The organism is Streptomyces sp. NPDC127177, from assembly GCF_042672475.1.
In the GTDB taxonomy this organism is placed as follows: Bacteria; Actinomycetota; Actinomycetes; order Streptomycetales; family Streptomycetaceae; genus Streptomyces.
The window spans coordinates 1-21518 of record NZ_JBHXUW010000083.1 but is presented as its reverse complement, the minus strand read 5'-3'; the positions used below and the strand labels follow the sequence as shown (position 1 = coordinate 21518).

The window sequence follows — 21518 nt, the reverse complement described above, 5'->3', positions numbered from 1 at the left end:
TGGAGCTCTGCGGGTGTGGAAGGGCGATCCGGTCCCGGAGGGTCTGGCGGGGACCGAGGCGCTGGTGGTGATGGGCGGGCCGATGTCCGCCCTCGGTGACAGCGGATTCCCGGCCCGGGACGCGGAACTGGCCCTGCTGCGGGCCGCCCTGGCAGCCGATGTGCCGGTTCTGGGCATCTGTCTCGGCGCGCAGTTGCTTCGCGGTGGCGGCCGCAGGGGTGGCCCTGCGCGGGGACGGACCGCAGATCGGGTGGGAGGACGTCGGCCTCTCCCCGTCGGCGGGCTCCGACCCGCTCTTCTCGGATCTGCCGGAACAGCTCGGGGTGCTGCACTGGCACAGCGACACCGTGCGCCTCCCGGCCGGCGCTGTGCCGCTCGCCTCGTGTGCCCGCTTCCCGGTCCAGGCGTTCCGGGTGCGGGGCAGCGCCTGGGGTCCGCAGTTCCACCTGGAGGTCGACAGCGCCGCCGTGGACGCGTTCGTGACGGCGTTCCCGCGGGACGCGGCCCGTGCGCCCGGTCTCCTGGAGGACACGCCGGAGAGCCTGGCGGCGCTGGTCCCGTACCGGGATCAGGTGCTCGGCCGGTTCGCCGCGCTGGTCGCCGCCCGTTCCGCGCACACGAGTGCCCGTACGTTCTTCACGCCGAGGGCCGAAGCCTGGGAGGAGCGCTTCGCCCACCAGACCCCGGCCTATGCGGCGGCCGTCGGACGGATGGGGCTGAAGCCCGGGCAGAGGGCTCTCGACCTCGGCTGCGGAACCGGAAGGGCGCTGCCCGCCCTGCGGGCGGCGGTGGGTGACAGCGGCGCCGTTCTGGGGGTCGACGTCACCCACGCGATGCTCGGCGCCGCGGCGCGCACCGGACGCGCCGGGCTCGCCCATCTCCTCCTCGCGGACTGCCACGGCCTGCCGCTGCCGTCCGGGGCGGTGCACGGGATCTTCGGCGCTGGGCTGCTGGACCATGTGCACGACCCGGCCGCCGCACTGCGCGAATGGGCCCGGGTGACCGCCGAGGGCGGCGTGCCGGCGCTCTTCCACCCCTCCGGCCGCGCAGAACGGGCCGCCCGGCACGGCCGTCCCCCGAGCCCGGACGACCCGCTCGCCCGGCCGAACCTGGAGCCCGCGCTGCGGGCGGCGGGCTGGCGGCCGGCCGAGTACGACGACGCCGGGTCCCACTTCTTCGCGCTGGCGGATCTGTCCGGGCCCTGAGGCCGGCGAACTACGCCCGTGCCGTTGGGCGGGTCACCTGCGGGCCGGTCCCGACTTCCGCAGTCCGCGCCAGACCGCCTTGGCCGCGTGGTGGCCGGACATGCCGTGCACGCCCGGTCCGGGCGGGGTGGCCGACGAGCAGATGAAGACCGCCGGGTGGGCCGTCGCGTACGGCACCCGGGCGAGCTTGGGGCGGATCACCGTCTGCAGCCCGGCGAAGGCGCCGCAGGCGATGTCCCCGTCCACGTAGTTGGCGTTACGGGCGGCGAGCTGCGGCGGTCCGGAGACCGCGCGGGCGAGCACCAGATCACGGAACCCGGGTGCGAACCGCTCCAGTTGACGCTCGATCACATCGGTGGCGTCGCCCTCCCAGCCCGCCGGGACGTGGCCGTAGACCCAGAACACCTGCTTGCCCTCGGGGGCGCGGGACGGGTCGACGAGGCTCGGCTGGGCGGTGATCAGGAAGGGCACGCCCGGGTCGCGGCCGGTGACCGCGGCACGCAGGGCGGAGTCGATCTCGCCGGCCGTGGGGCCGATGTGCACCGTGCCCGCCCGGCGGGCCTCCTCGGCGGTCCAGGGGACGGGGCCCGACAGGGCGTAGTCGATCTTGAAGCAGGAGGCGCCGTAGCGGTAGCCACGGTAGGCGTTGCCCAGTCCGGCGATCCGGGCCAGCGCGGTCGGTGAGGTGTCGAAGATGTAGGCGCGGGCGGGCGGCAGTTCGTCCAGGCGCTTGACCTCCGTGCCGGTGTGGATGACACCGGCCTGTTCCCGCAGGTACGAGGCGAGGGCGTCGGAGATGGCCTGGGAGCCGCCGCGCGGCACCGGCCAGCCCTTCTCGTGCGCGGCCAGCGCGAAGAGCAGGGCGATCCCGCCGGTCGCGAGGCCGCTGGTGGGGGCTATGGCGTGGGCGGCCAGTCCGGCGAAGAGGCCGCGTGCCTTCGCGCCGCTGAAGCGGCGGGACAGGAGTGTGGCGGGCTGGATGGCGTCGAGGCCGAAGCGGACCCATCGGTACGGGTCGCGCGGAAAGCCGTCCCACGGGGTGCGCAGGAAGTCCTCGGCGATGGTGTCCCAGTGGCCGAGGAACGGGGCGAGGAGTCTGCGGTAGGCCCCAGCGTCCCCGGGCCCGAGCGACATGGCGCTCTCCCCCACCGAGTCGGTCAGCACGGCGGCGGAACCGTCCGGGAACGGGTGGGCCAGGGCGAGCTGCGGCTGCAGCCACTCCAGGCCGTGCCGGGCGAGCGGCATCGCGCCGAAGGCGGGCGAGCCGATGCCCAGCGGGTGGACCGCCGAGCAGGGGTCGTGACGGAAGCCGGGGAGCGTGAGCTCCTCCGTACGGGCTCCGCCACCGACGGTCCGCCCGGCTTCGAAGACCTCCACGGCGAAGCCGCGGCGGGCCAGTTCGGCTGCGGCGGTGAGCCCGTTGGGGCCTGCCCCCACGACGACTGCATCGAGCATCGACGGCACCTTCGGACTCCTTTGTCAGCCGACGGTCTGGGACCCCAGGATATTCACAGGCGCCGGCCCTTCGGGCGCGGGTAGGGTTCCCGCTCGATGACCACCACGAACCGCTCTCGGCCGCCCCGTCCGGACCCGGTCCCCGCCCCCGGACGGGCGCCAGGGGATCGCGGTGTAAGCCGCCGGATCGACGCCATGGCGGAGCAGCTCACAGCCGTACCGGGGGTCCGGGCCGTCGTACTGGGCGGCAGCCGCGCCCGGGGCACCCACCGCCCGGACTCCGACTGGGATCTGGGCCTCTACTACCGCGGCACCCCGGACCTGGCAGCGCTCACGGCGCTGGCCGGTGAGGTGCAGGGCTCGCCGGTCGAGGTGGCCGGGCCGGGTGGCTGGGGGCCATGGGTCGACGGCGGGGCCTGGCTGCGGGTGGACGGCACGGCGGTGGACTGGATCCTGCGCGATCTGGACCGGGTCGAGGCGGTCTGGTCCGACTGCCGCCGGGGCCGTTACGAGGTCGGGATCCAGCCGGGCCACCCGCTCGGCTTCTGGTCCCCCGCCTATCCGGGAGAGGTCGCGCTCGGACACGTACTCGCCGACCCGCGGCATGAGATGACGCTGCTTCAGGCGGAGGTGCGGGACTATCCGGAGCCGCTGCGCAAGGCCCTTGTCGACGCGGCGTGGGAGGCGGACTTCTCGGTGGCGTCGGCTCGCAAGTCGGCACCTTCGGGCGACCATCTGCACGTGTCGCTCTGCCTGTCACGGGCGTTCGGCGTCCTCGCCCAGTCGCTGCACGCCCACCACCGCACCTGGTGCCTCAACGAGAAGGGCGCGCTCGCGGCGGCCGCCGCCCTGCCCGGGACGCCCGGGGGTTTCGCGGAGCGGGCCGGTGCGGCGCTGCGGGGACTGGACGCCACCGCGGTGGAGACGGCAGCGGACCTCGTGAGTGACGTACGCGCGGTGCTGGCCGGTACGTCCGCCTAGCGCGTTCCACGGAACCCCGCGCCTCCGGGCCGGCCTCAGTCGCGCTGAATGGCGGCGACGCAGCGGGCGAGCAGACCCCGCAGGTCCTCGCGCTCCTGGGGTGTGAACTCCTCGGAGATGCGGCGTTCGATCCGTACCGCCCGCTCGTCGGCCTGACGCAACGTTTCGGTACCGGCCGCCGTCAGCCGGGTCTCCAGCATCTTCTGGTGCCACGGGTGCACGGACCTGACGATCAGCCCGCGCTCCTCCAGATTCTTGAGCACCGCCGCCATGGCCTGCGGGGTGACCAGGCAGACCCGGGCCAGCGCGGCACCCGACATTCCGGGGTGGTCGGCGAGGGCGAACAACGCCGCGTACTGCGCGACAGTGAGGTCCGCCCCCTTCAGCGCGGCGCTCTTGGCTGTCATGAGGGCTTGCTCTGCACGTTTGATGTCCGCGCCGAGGCGGTCGCCGGCGGTCATTCCCATGCTCGCGAGCGTACCGCCACGGACATGGGGCAAGACGCACCTTCGTGACAGGCATGGAAGATGAATCAAGGTCTTGATATAACTCAACGCATGGATATTCGACTCACGGGCACCGCAGCCGCGCGCAGCGGCATACCCTCCACCTTCGGCGGGACCGTCCTGGTCACCGGCGCCACCCAGGGGCTCGGCCGCCACCTCGCCCGGGATCTGGCCGCCCGCGGGGCGACGCTGCTCCTGCACGGGCGGGACCGGGAGAGGCTGGACAGCGTCGCCGACGAGGTGCGCGCGCTCTCGGCCGGCCGCGGCGAGGTGCGCACCTATCTCGCGGACCTGTCCGATCTGGACGAGGTCCGCTCCATGTCCGCCGCCGTGCGGGAGGCCGAGCCCCGGCTCGACGTCCTGGTCAACAACGCGGTGGCGGGCGGGGGCGCCACCCCGCTGGTGCGGGAGTTCAGCAGGCAGGGGCACGAGCTGCGGTTCGCGGTGAACTATCTGGCGCCCTCTCTGCTGATCAGGGAGTTGCTCCCGCTGCTGTCGGCGTCGGCCCCGGCGCGGGTCGTCCAGGTGGCGTCGATGGGCCAGTCGCCCGTCGACCTCGACGACGTCATGATGGAGCGCGGCTACGAGGGCCTGGAGGCCTACTGCCGGAGCAAGCTCGCGATGATCATGTCGACGTTCGACCTCGCCGCCTCACGGCCGCCCGGCAGCGGGGTCACGTTCAACGCCCTGCACCCGGCCCATCTGATGGACACCCGCGGTGTCCGGGAGTACGGGCTGACCCCGGCGGTCTCCGTCGAGGAGGGGGTCCGCCCCACGGCCCGGCTGATCACCGATCCGGCGCTGGCCGAGGTCAACGGCCGCTACTTCGACCGATTCACCGACACGGCCGCCCATGAGCAGGCCTACGATCAGAAGGCCCGCGAGCGCCTCGCCGCACTGACCCGCGAGCTGTTGGACGGCTGAGCCGGCCTCCGTCAGGCCCCGGCCCGCAGCGCGGCCAGGACGGTTCCGGCTGTCGCCCGGTCGCGGGCGGCCGTGAAGGGCAGGTCGTTGCCCCCGGTGATGAGGAACGGCGCACCGGACAGTGTGGCCTGGGCACCGCCCGCCTCGGTGACCAGCAGGAGTCCCGCCGCGTGGTCCCAGGCGTACTCCCAGTTGAAAGCGGTTGCGTCGAGTTCGCCGCGTGCGACGGCGAGGTATTCGAGGCCGGCCGATCCGCAGGGGCGGGCGTCGATGCCTTCGGTGCGCAGGCCGAGCAGGGCCCGCTTCTGCGCGTCGGTGGTGTAGTCGGGGTGTGACATCGCCACGCGCAGGTCGGCCCCGGGCTCGGGCGAACCGGAGCGCAGGGGTATGCCGTTGAGGGTCGCCCCCCGGCCGCGGACGGCCACGGCCATCTCCTTCAGGGCGGCGGCGTAGGTCCAGGAGGCCACGACCTCGCCGTGGTGCGCGAGGGCGACCAGAGTGCAGAAGCCGGGTTCGCCGCGGACGAACTGCCGGGTGCCGTCGACCGGGTCGACGATCCAGACGGGTGCGTCGCCGCCCAGCGCCCCGTACACCTCCGGATCGGCGTGGACGGCCTCCTCGCCGACGACCACCGAACCGGGCAGGAGCCGGCTCAGGGCGGCGGTGAGGTGTTCCTCGGCCAGGCGGTCCGCGGTGGTCACGAGGTCGTGCGGGCCGTTCTTCTCGACGATCTCGTGTGCGGCGAGCTGCCGGAAGCGCGGCATGATCTCGGCGGCGGCCGCTGCGCGGACCGCCGTCTCGACCTCGGTCAGGTCCCCGGCAAGGAAGTCATCGATCATGCCCCCAGCTAAGCACGCGGGGTCAGGAGGCCGACGACCTGGTCATGACGGGTGCGTGACCGGTCGGCGTCCCCGTCATGACCGGGACGCGATGCCGGTCAGCGGCCCACCGCGTAGCCCTGCATTCCCCTCGGGTTCGCCGCCGCGGACAGCACCCCGGTCCTCGGGTCGCGGGCGACCGCGCACATCCGGCCCTCGGACCACGGGTCGCCGACCGTGACGTCATGGCCGCGCCTGCGGAGCTCGGAGACGACCTCCGGGTCCATGCCCTCCTCGACTGTGACGCTGCCGGGGCGCATCCCGCGCGGGAAGAAGGAGCCAGGGAAGCTGTCGTTGTGCCAGTTCGGGGCGTCGATGGCGCCCTGGAGGTCGAGTCCGCCGCGGACCTCGGCGCGCAGGGCGACGGCGAGGAAGAAGTGCAGCTGCCACTGGTCCTGCTGGTCGCCCCCCGGCGTGCCGAATGCCATCACCGGAACGCCGTCACGCAGGGCGAGGGACGGGGTGAGCGTGGTGCGGGGGCGCCGGCCGGGGGTGAGGGAGTTGGGCAGGCCCGTCTCGAGCCAGGCCATCTGGAGGCGGGTGCCGAGCGGGAAGCCGAGCTCGGGCACGACCGGGTTGGACTGGAGCCACCCGCCGCTGGGGGTGGCGGAGACCATGTTGCCCCAGCGGTCGACGATGTCGACGTGGCAGGTGTCGCCGCGGGTCGCCCCGTCGGCCGCGACGGCAGGTTCGCCCGCGCGGTCCGCGGTGGCCGTCGGCTCGCCCACGCCCTCCTTCGCGACGGTCGGTTCGCCGACGCCGGCGGCCGGTATGCCCATGGCGTCGAAGCCGGACTCTCCGGAGGCGACGGCGTTGGCGTGCTCGCTGAGGGCGGGGGTGCGGCCCCCGGGGCTGCCCGGACGCAGCTCGTGCGAGGCCTCGTCGCTGATCAGGGCGCGGCGGGCGGTGTTGTAGGGCTCGGAGAGCAGCGTGTCGAGCGGAACCTCGGCGGCGTCGCCGTACCAGGCCTCACGGTCGGCCATGGCGAGCTTGCACCCCTCGATGAGCAGGTGGACGTACTCGGCGGAGCCGTAGCGCGGCAGTTCGGCGGGGAGCAGGGCCAGTTGCTGGAGGAAGGCGGGGCCCTGGCTCCAGCCGCCGGCCTTGGCCAGCGTCCAGCCGTTCCAGTCGTACGTGGCGGGCGTCTCGTAGGACGCGGACCAGCCGGCCAGGTCGGCCGCGGTGAGGGTGCCGGTGTGGCGCGCTCCGCTGGTGTCCATGGTGGGGACGGCGGCCTGACGGACCAGGGCCTCGGCGACGAAGCCCTCGCGCCAGACCGCGCGGGCGGCCTCGATCTGCGCGGTGCGGTCGTCGCCGCCGGTCTCCTCGGCCTCGGCGATCAGCCGGCGCCAGGTCGCGGCGAGGGCGGGGTTACGGAAGAGCTCGCCCGGCTTCGGGGACTCGCCACCCGGCAGGTACACCTCGGCGGAGGTGGGCCACTCGTTCTCGAAGAGCGCGCGGACGGTCTCGACGGTCTGGCCGACGCGGTCGACGGGTGCGTGCCCGTCCTCGGCGTAGCCGATGGCGTACCGCAGGACCTCGGCGACGGTCTTGGTCCCGTGGTCGCGCAGGAGCAGCATCCAGGCGTCGAAGGCGCCCGGTACGGCGGCGGCGAGCGGTCCGGTGCCGGGGACGAGGTCGAGGCCGAGGGAGCGGTAGTGGCCGACGGTGGCACCGGCGGGGGCGGGGCCCTGTCCGCACAGCACCCGGACCTCGCCGCCCCTGGGCGCGAGGATCATCGGGACCTCGCCGGCCGGGCCGTTGAGGTGGGGTTCGACGACGTGCAGGACGAATCCGGCGGCGACGGCGGCGTCGTAGGCGTTGCCACCGTCCTCCAGGACGGCCATCGCCGACTGCGAGGCGAGCCAGTGGGTGGAGGAGACCATCCCGAAGGTGCCCTGGAGGGTGGGCCTGGTGGTGAACACGGATGCGGCTCCTTGCTGCGACGTGCTGTTTCTGTGGTCCGTGGTGCGTTTTCGGATCGTACGTACGGGAGGCGGGCCGAGCGCAAGGGGCCCGGTCGCCGGTACGGGGGCAGCCGGCCGCGTCCGGGGCGGTGCCGCCGTCGGCGACGAGGTGGCGGGAGACCTGCCGGCCGCCGGGGAGCTCGCGCAGGTCGGGGGGCCTCTGCCCGGCACCGTTCGGCGGCGGGCGGGCAGCGGGTGCGGAAGCGGCTGCCGGGCGGGGGGCCAGTGGGCTGGGCAGCTCGGCGTGCAGCACGATGCGTCCGCGGGAGCGCCGCATCGGACAACGGCGGGTGCGGAAGGTGTGAAGACACCTTCCGCACCCGCCGGATGGCGGATCAGCCGGCGTACTGGGCGAACACCTTCGTGAAGTCCCACGGCTGCTGCGAGACGCCCGAGCAGGTGTCGGCTCCGCCCCCGGTGCACGGCCGGTCCCGGTTGACCGACCAGAAGGTGAGCCGGGCCAGATGGCGCTGCTGGGCGTAGCCGAGGATCGTGCGGAAGTCCGCGACCGTCACCGTCTCGTTGTCGTCGGTGATGCCGTTCATCGACGAGATCCCGGTGTGCCGGTAGGCCTGGTCGTCCGAGTACCCGTAGGCGCTCCTGACCACGTTCTTCAGGCCTTCCGCCGCACTGACGGTGAGGTTGCCCATGTTCTGCCCCGCGCCGCCGAAGTCGAACGGCATGATCGTCCAGCTGTCCACGGTCAGCCCGGACGCCGAGGCCCTGCGGACGAGGCTGTCGTCCGGTCCGCTCTGGCCGGTGCCGAAGGTGACGTACACCTTGAGGCCCGGGTTGTCGGCCTTGACGGTCTTCAGCGCGTCGACCGTGCGCTGCTGCACCGTGGCGCTGGCGTACGCGTCGGCCTCGATGTCGATGTCGATCGCCTTGAGGCCGTAGGCGCTGATCACCTTCTGGTACGCGGCCGCGAGTTCGCCCGCGCTGGAGCAGGAGCTCTCCAGCTTGTTGCCGCTCCAGCCGCCGAAGGACGGGATGACGTCGCCGCCGGCGCCGCGGACGGTGTTGACGGTCTGCTGGTCGACACCACCGGTCAGCGGCCTGCCGCCGTCCCACTGCGGGTTGCAGTAGCCGTTGCTGAGGACGAAGGCGAGGGTGAACCACTTGACGCCCGTGGCGTTCATCACGGTGGTCGGGCTGGGCGGGCTGCCCCAGCCGTTGTAGAGGTACGGTGCGACCGCCATGGCCCCGGCAGGCGCCGGGTCTTGCCCGCCGCCGACGGTGGACGCGGTCCACTTCTGGTTGGCGGCGCCGGTGCAGGTCCAGATCTGCAGCCGGGTGCCGTTGGCCGAGGTGTTCCCCGTGGCGTCCAGGCACTTGTCCGCCTGCGGGTTCACGATGTCGTGCGCGCCGTTCACGCTCCAGTGCTGGGCCGCCGAGCCGTTGCAGTCCCACAGCTGGACGACGGAACCGTTCGCCGTGCCGCCCGACGCGACGTCAAGACACTTGCCCAGCGCCTTCACCGTCCCGTCGCCGCCCGGACTCCACTGCTGGGCGGCGGAGCCGTTGCAGTCGTAGAGCTGCACCGGGGTGCCGTTGGCAGCGCTTCCCGCTGCGACATCGACACACTTGCCGCCGATCCCGGTGATCTGCCCGGTGGCCGCTGCCGCGCCCAGGGCGGGTGAGCCCGTCAACCCGGCGATGAGTGCTCCGGCGGCCAACACGCCCAGGGCGCTCCGTACGGCGGTTGCGTGCCCGCGCAGCGGGTTCCGGCGCATCAACTGTTCACCGTCCACTTCTGGTTGGAGGCTCCGGTGCAGGTCCAGATCTGCAGCCGGGAGCCGTTGGCCGAGCTGTTCCCCGTGACGTCCAGGCACTTGTCCGCCTGCGGGTTCACGATGTCGCGCGCCCCGCTCACCGCCCAGCGCTGGGCCGCCGAACCGTTGCAGTCCCACAGCTGGACGGAGGTGCCGTCCGCCGTGCCGCCCGACGCGACGTCAAGGCATTTGCCCAGAGCCCTGATCGTGCCGTCACCGCCGACGGTCCACCGCTGGGCGGCGGAGCCGTTGCAGTCGTAGAGCTGCACGGGGGTGCCGTTGGCGCTGTTCGCCGCCGCCACGTCGACACACTTGCCGGCCAGGCCGGTGATGGTCCCCGAACCGGCCGGGGGCTGGCTGTCGCTGGTGGTGACGCGCACGTGGTCGACGACGAGCTGCTGGGGGAAGGCGGTGTTGCCGTCGGGGTCACCGGGCCAGTAGCCGCCCACCGCGAGGTTGAGGATGAGGAAGAAGGGCTTGTTGAAGGCCCAGGTGTTGCCGCCCGTGTCGGCCGGGGTGCGGTGCTGGTAGACGTTGCCGTCGACGGACCAGCTGACCGAGTCGGGCGCCCAGTCGATGGCGAAGGTGTGGAAGTCGTCGGCGAAGGCCCGACCGCCGGGGAGGGTGTATCCGGCGCCGATGCCGGCCGCGCCGGAGTAGCCGGGGCCGTGCAGGGTGCCGTGGACGGTGGAGGGTTCGAAGCCGACGTTCTCCATGATGTCGATCTCACCGGAGTTGGGCCAGCCGACCTGCCCGATGTCGTCACCGAGCATCCAGAAGGCGGGCCACATGCCCTGGCCGCGCGGGATCTTCATCCGGGCCTCGACATGGCCGTAGGTCTGGGTGAACTTGCCGGAGGTGTTCAGCCGGGCCGAGGTGTACTGGCAGGTGCCGTACCAGCACTGGTAGTTGTTGGGGTTCTCCTTGCGCGCGGTGATGACGAGATGGCCCTGGCCGTCCAGCGCGGCGTTGCTGTTGCCCGCCGTGTAGTACTGCCGCTCGTGGTTGTTGACGTTGTCACCGGTCTCGGTCTGCCACCTGCTGCCGTTGACAGCCGAACCGGCAGCACCGTCGAACTCCTCGTCGAACGTTACGGCGGCCGCGGCGGTCGAGAGGGCGGGTGACCGAGCGGGGGCGCCGCCGCCCGTGAGAGCGGTGGTGACCAGGGCAAGGGTCACAACCGAGAGTACGGAGCGCAGCAGGCGCCGCGACAAGCTTGGGGAGTCCATGACTCTCCCTTCCGGTGCATGAGAGGGCTTCCGGTGCATGAGAGGACGACCTGACATGCATATGACATGACAGGTCCGAGGCGCACTGGGGCATGTCGAAGCTGCGCCGACCGGGGCGGGGTGCCGTACGGGAAGTGGAGCGAGTGCGATGGAGTGCGGGCTCAAGCTGTGGGGCCGCTGTGCACGGAGACTTAATTCATTACGTGATTTAAGAAGTGAACCAATGGACTGTCAAGACCCTGGTCTGTACCAGTGCACGCCCGCGCGACGCGCGCCCGACGCACCGCGGACCCGATTCGGCGGACCGGCGACACGACGGAGAGAAATAAGGTTAGGCTTACCTAACTTAAATCCGCTTCGCAGGGAGTCCCCCTTGAGCACCGACGCCGACGCAGCCGCCACCCCGAACGGTCCGACCGACGCGGAGCAGGTCCGCACGGTACTGTCCCGCGCGACCTCGCTGTCCCTCACCACGACCGGGCAGACCTACGACCTGATCGGGCTTCACTCGGTCAGCGACAAGGGGCAGGTCACCCTCCACCCCCACGCCGACAGCCCCTTGGCCCAGCAGGCCGCCGAAGCGCCCCTGGGCAGCCTCGCCGCCCTGTTGGAGTTCACCGACATCGCGCCCTCCCCACTGCGCGACCGCGTCCGCGCCAGGGTGACGGTCTCCGGATGGCTGGCACCGGCGGACGACGGCACACTGCGGCTCGACATGGCACGGATCTCCCTGCGGACCACGGGGGGCACCAGGGCTGTCGGGCTGGACGAGTTCGCTCTCGCCGAGCCCGACCCGCTCGCCTTCGAGGAGGCAGCGATGCTGACGCACATGGTCGACTCGCACGAGGAGTTGACACACGAACTGCTTGGGCTCGCGGGCCCCCGGCTGCCGCACGGGATGATCCGGTCGCTCCCCCTCGCCCTCGACCGCCACGGCATCACCCTGCGCTGCGAGTACGAATCCGGCCACTTCGACCTCCAGTTGCTCTTCCCGGCGTTCGCGCGCGACGCCACCGACGCCGGAGACCTGATCAGGCAGCTCCTCACCGCACCCCGCGAGTGTGCACACCGGCACCACTCGCACCCCTGACACCGAACTCGCATCCTGGCATCGCGAAGCTTAGGTTAGGCTTCGCTAAGTTGTCACAGCGCATCCTCGTGCCGCGGGCCGGATCACCGGATCATCAGGGGAGGGGCCGGTCATGGGCCTGCCAGTCATCGAGTCGTACGACATGCCCGACGGAGCGGCCCTCCCCCGCTCCTGGCCCTCCTGGAGCATCGACCCCGGGCGGGCCGCACTGCTCGTCCACGACATGCAGAACCATTTCGTGCGGGCGTTCCCGGCGGGGCGCTCGCCGGTCGTTCAACTGGTGGAGAACATCGTCGCGTTGCGGGAGCTCGCCGCGACGCTCGGCATCCCGGTCGTCTTCAGTGCCGAACCGGCCGCCCAACCGCCCGCCAGGCGCGGGCTCGTCGCCGATGTCTGGGGTCCCGGCATCGGCGACCACCCCGAGGACTCGGCCATCATCGAGCCGCTGGCGCCCCGGCCCGGCGAGCACGTGCTGCCCAATGTTCGCCCCAACGCCTTTCTGCACAGCCATCTCGGCCGACTGCTGCGCTCCACGGGCCGCGATCAGCTCATCGTGTGCGGTGTGCACGCGCACCTGGGCGTCCTGCTGACCGCCGCGGACGCCTTCATGAACGATATTCAGCCGTTCGTCGTCGCCGACGCCGTGGCCGACTTCTCCGCAGAGGAGCACTCCATGGCGCTTCGCTGGGCGGCGCGCAGTGCGATGGTCCGCACGACCGACGGCCTGCTGCGCGATCTGCTGCTCGGCCGGGTCCGCCACGACGCGTGACACCACCCCCCCCATTCAGGAGAGACGGAAGAAGATGACCGCACGGGTCGCGACGGCGACAGCCGGCGTCCACGAACAGTCACTACGACTCATGAACGAGGCACGGACGGAGCCCTGCACGGGACCGGCCCTGCCCACGGAGCTGCGGGGCCGGGTGGTGGTCGTCAAGTTCGGCGGCAACGCCATGGTCGACGGCTCACTCCAGGAGACGTTCGCGCACGATGTCGTCGAGCTGTGGCATGCCGGACTGCTCCCGGTGGTGGTGCACGGCGGGGGGCCGCAGATCAGCGCGATGCTCGACCGCCTCGGCCTGGAGGTCCGTTTCGAGGCCGGTCTGCGGGTGACCACCGAGGAGACCCTCGACGTGGTGCGGATGGTGCTGACGGGAAGGGTGCAGCGCGAACTGGTCGGCGCGATCAACGCGCACGGCCCCTTCGCCGTGGGCCTGTCGGGCGAGGACGCCCACACCATGACCGCCGTGCGCCGCGCCGGCCGGGTCAACGGGCAGTCGGTGGACATAGGGTTGGTCGGCGACATCGTGGACGTGGCGCCCGACACCGTGCGTTCACTGCTGGAGCTGGGCCGCATCCCCGTCGTCTCGCCGCTCGCACGCGGCACCGACGGGGAGGTCTACAACGTCAACGCCGACCTCGCGGCCTCGGCCCTGGCCGTCGCCCTCGGGGCCGAACGGCTGGTGATGCTCACCGATGTCGAGGGCCTGTACGCGGACTGGCCGCACAGCACCGAGGTGATCGAGCGTCTGACGGCGGCGGAGCTGGACGGCCTGCTTCCGGGGCTGGCGAGCGGGATGCTGCCCAAGATGGAGGGCTGCCTGCGGGCGGTCAGGGCGGGAGTGGGCCGGGCCCAGGTCCTGGACGGCCGGGTGCCGCACGCGGTGCTGCACGGCCTCCTGGACGAGAAGAGCCCCGGCACGACCGTGCTCCCGGACGCCTGACACCTAGGCAGGGCGTACCCCGGCCCGGGGTACGCGCGGGCGCCTCACACCGCCCGGGCGAGAACGCGCGCCCCTCGACGAGGGTCCAGGGTGCGGGCCCAGGCGCGCGGGGCCAGGCCCGGCAGGGCCGGTACGAAGCCATGGCGCAGGAAGAGGCGCCCGCTGCCGGTCGTCGCGGTGAACAGGGCACCCAGCGACTGCGCCCGCGCCCCGGCGAGTGCCGCGCCCAGCAGGTGTGCGCCCAGGCCGCCGCCCTGACGCTGCCTGGCGACACAGAAGTTGTAGAGGACACCCGCCGCCGTGGCGCCGTGATCGGTGCCGGTGTTCGCATCGCGGTGGACCCGCAGGGCGAGGCAGCCCTGGAGGGCGCCGTCGGAGTCCTCGGCGACCAGGAAGTCGGCCGCGCGGGCGGCGTACACCTGGCGCGGCCGTTCGCGCAGCGCCCCCGAGCTGACGAACGGCTCGGAGAGGGCGACGAGGGCGGCGGCGTCCCCCGGGTGCGCCCGTCGCACCCGGAGCACATCCGGGCGAGGAGCGTACGGGGTGTGCGTCAGCGCGGCGTCGGGGCGCGGCGTGGCCGTGATCAAGGCGTTCCTTCCTCGGGTTCCACCGTGCGCGAAGTGCGGCCGGATCGCCGCGTACCCCGGTGAACCATCGAAGTTAGGTTAGCCTTACCTTCCCTGCTTGGCCAAGTCGGCGTGCCCCCGGCCGGATGGTTCCGGTGCCGTATCCGCGTACCCGTCGTCGGGCCTGTACCGCTGCGGCGCGGCCGGCACCATCAGTGGCGTACCGGTCTCCGGGTCGTCGATGATCCGGCACGGCAGTCCGAACACGTCCTCCACCAGTTCGGCGGTCATGACGGTGGCCGGATCCCCCTCGGCCGCGATCGTGCCGCCCGGCCGCATCACGATGAGGTGGGTGGCGTAGCGGCAAGCCTGGTTGAGGTCGTGCAGCACCGCCACGACGGTGTGTCCCTTGCGGGCGTGCAGGTCTGCGCAGAGATCGAGCACTTCGACCTGGTGGGCGATGTCGAGGAAGGTGGTCGGTTCGTCCAGGAGCAGGATGGAGGTCTGCTGCGCCAGCACCATGGAGAGCCAGACGCGCTGGCGCTGGCCGCCGGAGAGGTCGTCCACCGGGCGGTCGGCGAGTTCCAGTACACCGGTCTGCCGCATCGCGTCGAGCACGGCCGTCTCGTCGTCGGCGGACCACTGCTTCAGCATGCCCTGGTGCGGGTAGCGGCCCCGGGCCACCAGGTCGCCGACGGTGATGCCGCCGGGCGCGGTCGAGGACTGCGGGAGCAGGCCCAGCCTGCGGGCGACCTCGCGGGAGCGGTACGTGGCGATGCCCGCGCCGTCGAGATACACCTGCCCGGAGCGGGGTTTGAGCATCCGGGCGAGCGCCTTGAGGAGGGTGGACTTCCCACACGCGTTCGGTCCGATGATCACGGTGAAGGAGTGGTCGGGGATGTCGACGCCGAGCGAACTGACCACGGTCCGTTGGTCGTAGGAGAGCGTCAGGTCCTCGGCCCGCAGGCGGGGGGCCGCCGGCCGGTTCCCGGTCATGGTCCCGCTCATGTGTGCCACCTCGGTCGTCGCGGAGTCCGCGGTCTGGTCGGTCGGGCCGGGCACACGGGTCGTGCGGTCCGCCCTTCGGCTCGTGCGCGGCTCTCGGTTCACGCGCGGTTCCTCCGGTTCATGCGCGGCTCTTTCGCGACTCGCTGATCAGCAGCCAGATGAGGTACAGCCCGCCGACGGTGCCGGTCGCCGTTCCCACCGGGAGCAGTGCGGGAGCGAAGAGGCGTTGCGCCAGCAGATCGCTTGCGGCGAGCAGCAGGGCACCCATCAGGGCGGCGGGGACCAGGGCGGGGCCCGAGGCCCGGGTCAGCCGGCGGGCGAGTTGGGGCGCCGCGAGCGCGATGAACCAGATGGGTCCGGTGACCGCCGTGGCGAAGGCGGCCAGGGCGACGGAGACGACGAGCAGCAGGGCCCGGGTACGCGCCACGTCGACGCCGAGACCCATGGCCGTGACGTCACCCATCTCCACCATGGAGAGCCGGCGGGCGAGGAAGAAGGCCGGCGGGAGCAGGACGAGAACGGCGATCCCGATGGTGTTCGCCTGCTGCCAGCCCCGGTTGGTGAGGCTGCCGATCAGCCATGCCTGCGCCTCCAGCGCCTCCTGCCAGGTCGCCCGGGTGATCAGATACGAGTTGACGGCGAGCAGCAGCGCGCTGACACCGATGCCGACGACGACCAGCCGGAAGCCCTGGAGCCCTCGGCCGAGCATGAGGAGATACATGGCGGCGGCGGTGGCGAGGCCGCCGATCAGCGCGCCCACCGCGATCTGGGTCATGCTGCCGTGCAGCACGATGATGACCAGGAGCGCCCCGACGGCCGAGCCGTTGGTGAAGCCGATGATGTCCGGGCTGCCGAGGGAGTTGCCGGTCAGGCTCTGCAGGACGGCCCCGCTGACGGCGAGGGCGGCGCCCACGCACATCGCGGTCAGCAGACGTGGCATACGGAGGGTGTTGACGATGAAGTCGGCGCCGCCCGAGCCGTGGCCGAACACGGCCCGCACGACCTCACCGACGGAGAGTTCGAAGTCGCCTGTGGTGAGGGTGACGAGCGCGACCGCGACGAGCGCGACGAACATCGCGGTCGTCACCAGGAGGACACGCCCCTGGACCCGTACGGACAGTCCGCCCCTGCCGGTGCGCAGCACGAGTCCGCTGATGACCCGCGGCTCCCCGCCGTCCGCACCGGGGCCGTCCGGGGAACTCCCGGCGGAGAAGGAGCGCTTCTCCCGTACGGAACTCACAGCATGACCAGCTTTCGACGGCGGCACAGGGCGATGAACAGCGGCGCCCCGAGGAAGGCGGTGATGATCCCGACCTGGACCTCCCCCGGCGCCCCGAGTACCCGCCCCAGGACGTCCGCGCCGATCAGCAGGACCGGGGCGAGCAGCATCGAGTACGTCAGCACCCACCGCTGGTCGGGGCCGACGACGAACCGGGCGACATGCGGAACCGCCAGCCCGACGAAGCCGATCGGTCCGGCCGCCGCGGTCGCGGCGCCGCACAGCAGCACGACGGCGACGGCTCCCAGCGCCCGGGTGCGGCCCACGTTCAGACCGAGGGCGCGGCCGAGCTGGTCTCCCATCGCGAGGGCGTTGAGCGCGGGGGCGAGCCCGAGGGCGATCAGGAGGCCCGCGGCGATGAACGGCAGGACGACCAGGATGACGTCGTAGTACCGGCCGGACAGGGAACCCACCGTCCAGAAGCGGAACTGGTCGAAGGCGCGCGGGTTGAGCAGCAGGACCGCCGAGTTGAAGGCGTACAGCACCGCAGTGGTCGCCGCCCCGGCCACGACGAGCCGGTCGGGGGTGGCCAGGGTGCGGCCCGACGATCCCAGGAGGTAGACGGCGACGGAGGCGACGGCCGCGCCGGCGAAGGCGAACCACACATAGCCCAGGACCGAGCCCACGCCGAGGAAGGCGATGGCGACGACGACTCCGGCGGAGGCCCCCAGGCTGATGCCGAGAATCCCCGGGTCCGCGAGCGGGTTGCGGGTCAGGGCCTGCATCAGCGCGCCGGACAGGCCGAGGGCCATGCCCACCAGCAGTCCCAGCAGTGTCCTGGGGATGCGGTAGTCGTGGATGATGATCGAGGTCTCGGAGCCGTCGGGGTGCCGCAGCACGCTCCAGGTGGCGGTGAACGAGATGCCTCGGGTGCCCACCCACACGCTGAGCAGTGCGACCAGGACCAGGGCGCCCAGCACCGCGAGCAGCCCCAGACCCCGCAAGGTGTTAGCGGTCCGGCCGGGCCGGGGGGCGCCGGGCGGATCGACCCGGTTCTCGGGAACCGTCCGGGTTTCGACCGACACCGACCACTCCCCCTGACTGCGGCTCGGGTGCACCGCCGGCGATTGGGCGCCGGAACATGGCGCGGGGACCCCGGAATTCAAATGAACTTAGGTGAGGCTAACCGAGCTGTTCCGCCCGGTCAACGAGCGCTCCCCGCGCGCGAAATGGCACACGGGGCCCGCGACCGGGGACGACGCGCCCGGCACCGCACCACGGCCACCCATTTAGAGTAGCCTTACCTAACTTTCCCAGACTCTTCGCGGAGGCCCGCATGCCAGGTGGAGGACCGACCGGGGGGCACGTCCTCCGCGGAGCGATCAGAGGACAGCGGCGGAGGGTCGTCGCCGCGTCCCTGCTCGGCACGGTGCACCAGGGCTGTGAGGCGCTGGTGCCCGTCGTCATCGGCGCCGCCATCGACACGGCGGTCGCCACCGGCTCCTCACAGGCCCTGCTCCACTGGCTCCTGGTGCTCGCCGGGCTCTTCCTGGTGCTGTCGAACTGCTACCGCACCAGCGCCAGGCTCGCCGAGGGCGCGGGCGAACGCGCCGCGCACCGGCTCCGGATGGAGCTCGGCGCCCGGGTCCTCGACCCGCGCGGCGGCGCCGACACCGACCGGCTGCCCGGCGCGCTCACCAGCGTCGCCACCAACGACGCCGGCCGGGTCGGCTCGGTGGCGACCGTCCTGGCGTACGGGGTCGCCGCGACCTCCGCCCTGGTCATCAGCTCGGTGGCGCTGCTCAGGATCTCCGTACCGCTCGGGCTGCTCGTCCTGCTGGGCATCCCTCCGATGCTGTGGCTCGGACACCGCATCAGCCGGCCGCTCGAACGGCGCAGCGAGACCGAGCAGGAGCGGGCCGCGCATGCCTCGGGCGTCGCCGCCGACCTGGTCGCCGGGCTGCGCGTCCTCAAGGGCATGGGCGCCGAATCGGCCGCCGTGGCCCGCTACCGCACGACGAGCCAGGACTCACTGGGAGCGGCGCTGCGCGCGGCCCGCAGCCGGGCCGGTCACGAGGGCGCCGTCCTCTCCCTGACGGGTGTCTTCATCGCGGTCATCGGCATCGTGGGCGCCTATCTCGCCATGCGCGGCAGCATCAGCATCGGCGACCTGGTGGCGGCGGTGGGCCTGGCGCAGTTCCTGCTCGGCCCGTTCCAGCTGCTCACCTACGTCAACGCCGAGTTCGCCCAGGGCCGCGCGTCCGCGCGCCGGATCGCCGAGGTGCTGGACTCGCCTGCCGCCGTCGAGGGCGGCGAGCCGTCGGTGGCCGGCGCATCGGCCGGACATCTGCGGCTGACCGGGGTCCGGCTGGGCTCGCTGCGCGGGGTCGATCTCGACATCCGGCCGGGCGAACTGATCGGTGTGGTCACCGGGGATCCGGCCGCCGCAGGCGATCTGCTGCTCTGCCTGGCCAGGGAGCGGGACCCGGCCGGCGGGCTGATCGAGCTGGACGGCGTACCCCTGACCGAACTCGCCCCCGACGGGCTGCGCCGCTCCGTCCTGGTCGCCCACCACGACGCCGACCTGTTCGAGACCAGCCTGCTGGAGAACGTACGGGCGGGGGCAGCCGACGGCGCGTCGGTCGACGAGGCCCTCGCCGCGTCGGCGGCGGACGAGGTCGCCCGGCTGCTGCCCGAGGGCGGCGACACCGTGCTCGCCGAACGCGGCCGGTCCCTGTCCGGCGGGCAGCGGCAGCGCGTCGCACTCGCCCGCGCGCTGGCCGCCGACAGTCCGGTCCTGGTGCTGCACGACCCGACCACCGCCGTGGACACCGTCACCGAGTCGCGGATCGCCGCCCGGCTGCGGGACGTGCGCCGCGGACGCACCACCGTCCTGATCACGACCAGCCCCGCCCTCCTCGCGGTCACCGACCGGGTGGTCGTCCTCGACGAGGGCATCGTCACCGCCGACGGCCACCACACCGGACTCGTCGCAGAGGACGAGCGGTACCGGGCGGCGGTGCTCGCATGACGTCCACGTACGAGGACCGCACGGTGCACACGGACAGGGACACGTACGCGGAGCAAGAGGAAGAGGGGGAAGCGGTCATGAGCACATCCGGCGCCGACCGTGCGCTGCTGCCGACGGCGAGCGGAGCGGAGAGCCTCGCGGCGCTGCGCACCATGCTGCGCGGCCACCGGCCGCTCGCCGCGGGTGCCGTCACCGTCCTGGTCGCCGGGACCGGGATCGGTCTGCTGACCGCTCCCCTGCTCGGCCACATCGTCGACCTGGTGGTGGAGGAGCGCGGTTCCGGGGCGCTGACCACGCCCCTGGTGCTGCTGATCGTGGTGGCCCTGGTGCGCGGCTGCGCCACCGCCGTCGGCAGTACGCTCGTGGCCCGGCTCGGCGAGACCGTACTGGCGGCCGTGCGCGAGCAGTTCATCGAGCGGGCGCTGCGGCTGCCGCTGGAGCGCGTCGAGGCGGCGGGTTCGGGGGACCTGGTCTCCAGGGTCACCAGCGATGTCTCCATGATCGCGAAGTCGGTGCGGCAGGCGCTGCCCGAGTTCACCCGCTCGGCCCTCACCATCGTGCTGACCTTCGCCGGACTCGCCGTGCTGGACTGGCGGTTCCTGGTGGCGGCGCTGCTGGCGGTGCCGGTGCAGGTGCTGTCCGTACGCTGGTACCTGCGCCGCGCCGCGCCGGTGTACGCCGAACACCGCGTCGCGACGGGCGCGCTCCAGCACCAGCTGCTCGACAGTGTCGGCGGGGTGCGCACCGTACGGGCCTTCCGGCTGAACCGTTCGCACACCGCCCTGCTGGAGCGGCGCTCCGCGTCGGCGCGGGACCTCGCGCTGGGCGGCATCCACATCGTCACCGGCTTCTTCTCGCGGCTGAACCTGGCCGAGTACATCGGTCTTGCGACGATGCTCTGCGCGGGCTTCCTGCTGGTGGACAACGGTTCGGTGACCATCGGTACGGCCACCGCCGCCGCGCTCTACTTCCACAGCCTCTTCAACCCGGTCAACGCCACGCTGTTCCTCATCGACGACGCGCAGTCGGCGGGCGCCAGTTTCGCCAGGCTGGTCGGGCTGTCCAAGCTCCCGGCCGAACCGGCCGCCGCCGGCGGCAGCGCCCCGGCGGACGGTTCGGTGAAGGTGAGCGCGCTCAGTTACGCCTACGCCGCCGGAGCTCCCGTGCTGCGGAAGATCGATCTGGAGGTGGGCGACGGGGAGCGGGTGGCGCTGGTCGGTGCCAGCGGCGCCGGAAAGACGACGCTGGCCAAGGTCATCGCGGGCGTCCACGAACCGCACGGCGGGACGATCGCACTGGGCGGGGTCGATGTGGCCGAACTGGGCGCCGCGGGTGTGCGGCGCGCGGTGACGCTGATCAGCCAGGAGGTGCACGTGTTCGCGGGCCCGCTGGCCGAGGACCTGCGTCTGGCCCGTCCGGAGGCCACCGAGGAGGAACTGCGCGCGGCCCTGTCCCGGGTCGGCGCGCTGGAGTGGGCGCTCGCGCTGCCGGACGGTCTGGACACGGTCGTGGGCGAGGGCGGCCACCGGCTGACGGTCACTCAGGCCCAGCATCTCGCGCTGGCCCGGCTGGTCCTCGCGGATCCGCCGATCGCGATCCTCGACGAGGCCACCGCCGACGCGGGCAGCGCCGGCGCCCGGGTCCTGGAGGAGGCGGCCCTGCGCGCGCTGGAGGGGCGTACCGGTCTGATGGTCGCGCACCGGCTCCCCCAGGCGGCCACCGCCGACCGTGTCGTCGTCCTCGACGAGGGGCGGGTCGTGGAGACCGGCAGCCATGACGAACTCGTCGCGGCGGGCGGGCGTTACGCGGCGCTGTGGGAGGCGTGGTCCGACAGCCGAAGGCAGCCGGCCGACGGGGCAGGGGCCCCGGCCCGGTGCGCGGTGGTGGCCGCGGAAGCGCAGTGAACGCGGGCTGAAGACACGGCCGCCGCCCCACCGTGGGTTGTTCGCACCGAGGGGGGGCG

At 72.6% G+C, this 21518-nt stretch carries 18 protein-coding genes and 1 pseudogene; 9 read left to right on the top strand and 10 right to left on the bottom strand.

What is annotated here, in order from left to right; genetic code table 11:
• Nucleotides 1–70: 70 nt before the first annotated feature.
• Both ACFVJX_RS33290 and ACFVJX_RS33285 read left to right on the top strand, forming a co-directional pair.
• Nucleotides 71–154 (top strand): annotated as a pseudogene (locus tag ACFVJX_RS33290) (hypothetical protein); the annotation flags it as partial.
• Between the two features lie 49 nt (nt 155–203).
• Nucleotides 204–1205, top strand: a complete 1002-nt coding sequence (locus ACFVJX_RS33285; protein WP_384135564.1) for a methyltransferase domain-containing protein — start codon at nt 204–206, stop codon at nt 1203–1205.
• Between the two features lie 33 nt (nt 1206–1238).
• Here the strand turns inward: ACFVJX_RS33285 and ACFVJX_RS33280 are convergent, their stop codons facing one another.
• Nucleotides 1239–2669, bottom strand: a complete 1431-nt coding sequence (locus ACFVJX_RS33280) for a phytoene desaturase family protein (protein WP_384135565.1) — start codon at nt 2667–2669, stop codon at nt 1239–1241.
• A 186-nt stretch (nt 2670–2855) separates the two neighbouring features.
• Here ACFVJX_RS33280 and ACFVJX_RS33275 point away from each other — a divergent pair, with 186 nt between their 5' ends.
• Nucleotides 2856–3641, top strand: coding sequence for a nucleotidyltransferase domain-containing protein (locus ACFVJX_RS33275; RefSeq protein ID WP_384135567.1), 786 nt, complete (start codon nt 2856–2858; stop codon nt 3639–3641).
• A 35-nt stretch (nt 3642–3676) separates the two neighbouring features.
• Here the strand turns inward: ACFVJX_RS33275 and ACFVJX_RS33270 are convergent, their stop codons facing one another.
• The gene (locus ACFVJX_RS33270) at nt 3677–4108 is read right to left on the bottom strand and encodes a MarR family winged helix-turn-helix transcriptional regulator (RefSeq protein ID WP_384135569.1); all 432 of its coding nucleotides are present in this window, start codon (nt 4106–4108) and stop codon (nt 3677–3679) included.
• A 90-nt stretch (nt 4109–4198) separates the two neighbouring features.
• On the opposite strand from ACFVJX_RS33270, the gene ACFVJX_RS33265 reads away from it, so the two are divergent.
• Nucleotides 4199–5071, top strand: coding sequence for an SDR family NAD(P)-dependent oxidoreductase (locus tag ACFVJX_RS33265; protein ID WP_384135571.1), 873 nt, complete (start codon nt 4199–4201; stop codon nt 5069–5071).
• An 11-nt stretch (nt 5072–5082) separates the two neighbouring features.
• On the opposite strand, the gene ACFVJX_RS33260 is transcribed toward ACFVJX_RS33265, so the two are convergent.
• The 4 genes from ACFVJX_RS33260 to ACFVJX_RS33245 form a co-directional block, all read right to left on the bottom strand.
• Nucleotides 5083–5910, bottom strand: a complete 828-nt coding sequence (locus tag ACFVJX_RS33260) for an inositol monophosphatase family protein (protein WP_384135573.1) — start codon at nt 5908–5910, stop codon at nt 5083–5085.
• A gap of 98 nt (nt 5911–6008) precedes the next feature.
• Complete coding sequence (locus ACFVJX_RS33255; protein WP_384135575.1) at nt 6009–7874, bottom strand: gamma-glutamyltransferase family protein; 1866 nt, start codon at nt 7872–7874, stop codon at nt 6009–6011.
• 377 nt (nt 7875–8251) lie between these two features.
• Complete coding sequence (locus tag ACFVJX_RS33250; protein ID WP_384135577.1) at nt 8252–9649, bottom strand: RICIN domain-containing protein; 1398 nt, start codon at nt 9647–9649, stop codon at nt 8252–8254.
• The gene (locus tag ACFVJX_RS33245; RefSeq protein ID WP_384135579.1) at nt 9649–10917 is read right to left on the bottom strand and encodes a ricin-type beta-trefoil lectin domain protein; all 1269 of its coding nucleotides are present in this window, start codon (nt 10915–10917) and stop codon (nt 9649–9651) included. The genes ACFVJX_RS33250 and ACFVJX_RS33245 overlap by 1 nt, the downstream gene beginning before the upstream one ends.
• Nucleotides 10918–11290: 373 nt before the next feature.
• Here ACFVJX_RS33245 and ACFVJX_RS33240 point away from each other — a divergent pair, with 373 nt between their 5' ends.
• From ACFVJX_RS33240 to argB, 3 genes are all read left to right on the top strand, one after another.
• Nucleotides 11291–12007 carry a DUF2470 domain-containing protein gene (locus ACFVJX_RS33240; protein WP_384135581.1) on the top strand — a complete coding sequence of 239 codons (717 nt, stop codon included), beginning with the start codon at nt 11291–11293 and terminating at the stop codon, nt 12005–12007.
• A gap of 112 nt (nt 12008–12119) precedes the next feature.
• A complete protein-coding gene (locus ACFVJX_RS33235; protein WP_384135583.1) occupies nt 12120–12776 on the top strand; it encodes an isochorismatase family protein in 657 nt (218 codons plus the stop codon).
• 91 nt (nt 12777–12867) lie between these two features.
• Nucleotides 12868–13731 (top strand): acetylglutamate kinase, encoded by an 864-nt coding sequence (gene argB, locus ACFVJX_RS33230; RefSeq protein ID WP_384135585.1) that lies wholly within the window; start codon nt 12868–12870, stop codon nt 13729–13731.
• A 44-nt stretch (nt 13732–13775) separates the two neighbouring features.
• Here argB and ACFVJX_RS33225 read toward each other — a convergent pair whose 3' ends face one another.
• The 4 genes from ACFVJX_RS33225 to ACFVJX_RS33210 form a co-directional block, all read right to left on the bottom strand.
• Nucleotides 13776–14318: a GNAT family N-acetyltransferase gene (locus ACFVJX_RS33225; protein ID WP_384135587.1), complete on the bottom strand. Its 543-nt coding sequence runs from the start codon at nt 14316–14318 to the stop codon at nt 13776–13778.
• Nucleotides 14319–14402: 84 nt separating this feature from the next.
• A complete protein-coding gene (locus ACFVJX_RS33220; RefSeq protein WP_384135589.1) occupies nt 14403–15305 on the bottom strand; it encodes an ABC transporter ATP-binding protein in 903 nt (300 codons plus the stop codon).
• Nucleotides 15306–15423: 118 nt separating this feature from the next.
• Nucleotides 15424–16545, bottom strand: coding sequence for a FecCD family ABC transporter permease (locus tag ACFVJX_RS33215; RefSeq protein ID WP_384135591.1), 1122 nt, complete (start codon nt 16543–16545; stop codon nt 15424–15426).
• Nucleotides 16542–17609 (bottom strand): FecCD family ABC transporter permease, encoded by a 1068-nt coding sequence (locus ACFVJX_RS33210; RefSeq protein WP_384135592.1) that lies wholly within the window; start codon nt 17607–17609, stop codon nt 16542–16544. The genes ACFVJX_RS33215 and ACFVJX_RS33210 overlap by 4 nt, the downstream gene beginning before the upstream one ends.
• Before the next feature lie 251 nt (nt 17610–17860).
• On the opposite strand from ACFVJX_RS33210, the gene ACFVJX_RS33205 reads away from it, so the two are divergent.
• Together ACFVJX_RS33205 and ACFVJX_RS33200 are read left to right on the top strand one after the other, a co-directional pair.
• On the top strand, nt 17861–19555 hold the full coding sequence (locus ACFVJX_RS33205) for an ABC transporter ATP-binding protein (protein ID WP_384135593.1): 1695 nt from the start codon (nt 17861–17863) through the stop codon (nt 19553–19555).
• A gap of 77 nt (nt 19556–19632) precedes the next feature.
• The gene (locus ACFVJX_RS33200; RefSeq protein ID WP_384135596.1) at nt 19633–21459 is read left to right on the top strand and encodes an ABC transporter ATP-binding protein; all 1827 of its coding nucleotides are present in this window, start codon (nt 19633–19635) and stop codon (nt 21457–21459) included.
• Nucleotides 21460–21518: the final 59 nt, after the last annotated feature.